This window comes from Reinekea sp. (assembly GCF_982785585.1).
On record NZ_CEYAVF010000027.1, the window covers coordinates 48,194 to 50,696 of the forward strand.

Here is a 2,503-nt window from a genome sequence, read left to right on the forward strand (position 1 = left end):
AACAGTCAAAGTGCCCCGAGCCTGCAAGCGATCCAACGCATCAGTCATACCATCAAGGGCAGTGCCAATTTGGTGGGTATTACCGCCATGGCATGGCTGGCGCATGAACTGGAGAGCTTTTTTGAACAGCTCATCGATGGCTGCCTGGACGACCCCGGCCAGCAGTGGCATTACGGTGCCGATGCCAAGGATCTGTGTATCGCCACCGTGGATACGCTGCAGACCTTGCTCGACAACGCTGAGCATGAGGCCGGTGACGACTCAGATTTCGCCCCGATGCTGACCGCCCTAGCCCAATGGCCCACCTGGCCGGTGAGCCATTCGCCTTGTGTCGAGTCCGACCCGGCAGTAGCGGCCCGCGAACCGGTGCCATCCACGCCAGACCAAGCTCCTGACACGACCGGTGCCGCAGACTCGGGCCTCAAGACGATGGACTCGGCCCCATTAGATAAGGCGGAATCGCTTACCACGCTGGATTCCGCCCGTTCTGCGGGCGACTCGGTCCAGCCGAGTCAGGAGACCGATCCGCTTGCCCTCACACCCCAAACCCGACCGCCCAACGCAGCCAAGCCGGTCGATCTGGGCGGTCCGATCGACGCCCCGATGCCGGTGCCAGAGCGCCGCCGCCTGAATGATGGCGATGAGGATGTTTGGGTCGAGTTGGTCGAGGAGATGTCGATTAACCTCGTGCAAAGTCAGGAACTCTTTAAGCGCGTCAGTGGCAATTTACGCGAGCTGAAGGACCATGATTTGCATATACAGGAACGGCGTTTTGAATTGGAAAATGCCGTCGACAGTCGCAGTATGGCGCAGGCCAATGTGACCACCGCGAATCCGGAATTCGATGCCCTGGAAATGGACACCTACGACGACATCCATCGCAGTGCGCATCAGTTTATCGAAGCCATTGCCGACAACCGGGAAATGGTCCTGCTGTTGCAAAAGCAAATCAGTCTGTTCGACGGTCTCATCCGCCAACAGCGACGCTATACCGAGCAGTTCCAGCATCAGGTTATGCGCTCCAGCCAGCAAACCTTTGCTAGCCTGAAGACCCGACTGCAACGCTGTGTGCGCCAGGCCGCGCGCTTTACCGACAAGGAGGTCGACCTCTTTATCGCCGGTGATGACATACGGGTCGACCGAGCCATCGTGACCGCCCTGGCGGACCCACTTATGCATCTACTGCGCAACTCGGTGGACCATGGCATCGAGGCCGAGCGCGGCGCCAAATCCGCCACCGGCCGCATTGAATTGACCTTCCGCATAGAGCAACGCCATATTGAGATCCGGCTGCGCGATGATGGCGGCGGTATCGATGTCCAGGCGGTCACCGAGGGTGCCCGCCGACGCGGGCTTATTCCGGACGATGTCCACCTGTCCGACCCCTTGCAACTGATCTTTGCCTCTGGGGTCACCAGCCGCGAAAGCGTTACCCAGCTCTCGGGACGGGGTATCGGCCTAGACGCCGTGGCCTTCGATGTCAAAAAACTCGAAGGCCAGATCCGGGTTAATTCGACCCCGCTGCAGGGCACCGAATTTGTAATTCGCATCCCGCTGCGCCAAGTCACTCGCCATATGATTGTGGTCAGCCTGGGTGAGGAAAGCTTTGCCATCGACAGCACTCGGATCCAGCAGATTATTCCGCCGGATGAGTCCTTCGCCGAACAGAAAGGAGAGCAATGGATCGTCAAATGGCAAGACCAATGGCTGCCCTTTATGGAAATGCACAGCGGCCTAGGGTTGACGCCCTATTCCTATGCAAGCGGGGCCATACGTCATCCCCTGTTGCTAATTGACTACCAAAACAAGACCGTCGCAGTGGCTATTGACCGGTTGCAAAACAGTTTTGAGCTGGTGCTAAAATCGCTTGGCCAGTATGTGCCAAGCATCGCGGGCTTATCGGGCATCACTCAGACCGGCGATGGCCTGTTGATGCCGGTATTAAGTGTCGAAGCGCTGCTCGAGCGCGGCACATCGGGCCTGGGTGTCGGTTCAATCGCGCCCGCCGCGGCGAGCGAGCGCCAAACGATTCTGGTGGTAGACGATTCACTGAGTCAGCGCAATGCCCTAAAACTGCTGTTGGTCGATTCCGGTTTCGATGTACAGACCGCAACCGATGGCATCGATGCGCTCGAGAAGGTGCGTTTGGAGCTGCCAGCGGTCATGCTGGTGGATATGGAAATGCCGCGTATGAACGGCCTGGAACTGACTCAGGCGATCAAAAGCCAGAGCGCCACCAGCCATATCCCGATTGTGATGATCACCTCGCGCTCCCAGACCAAACACCGTCAGCAGGCCAAGGCCGCCGGCGTGGACGACTACCTGACCAAGCCGTTCAATGAGAACGAGGTCGTGGATACGGTTCTAGCACTGCTGGCCCAGATACCCAATGCGGTGCCGGGTGATCGGCCTTGAGCGCCTATATGGGGATCCGTTTGGGCGCTCTCTATTTGGCCCTGCCGGGTGATCAAATCAGTCAAATCAATCTGCCCAATGACCTGCA

1 protein-coding gene is annotated in these 2,503 nt (G+C 58.6%); it reads left to right on the plus strand.

The window, feature by feature from the left end:
- The coding region (locus AC4FIC_RS11375; protein ID WP_490359413.1) for a response regulator at positions 1-2,415 on the plus strand (2,415 nt) is incomplete at its 5' end.
- Between the last annotated feature and the right edge of the window lie 88 nt (positions 2,416-2,503).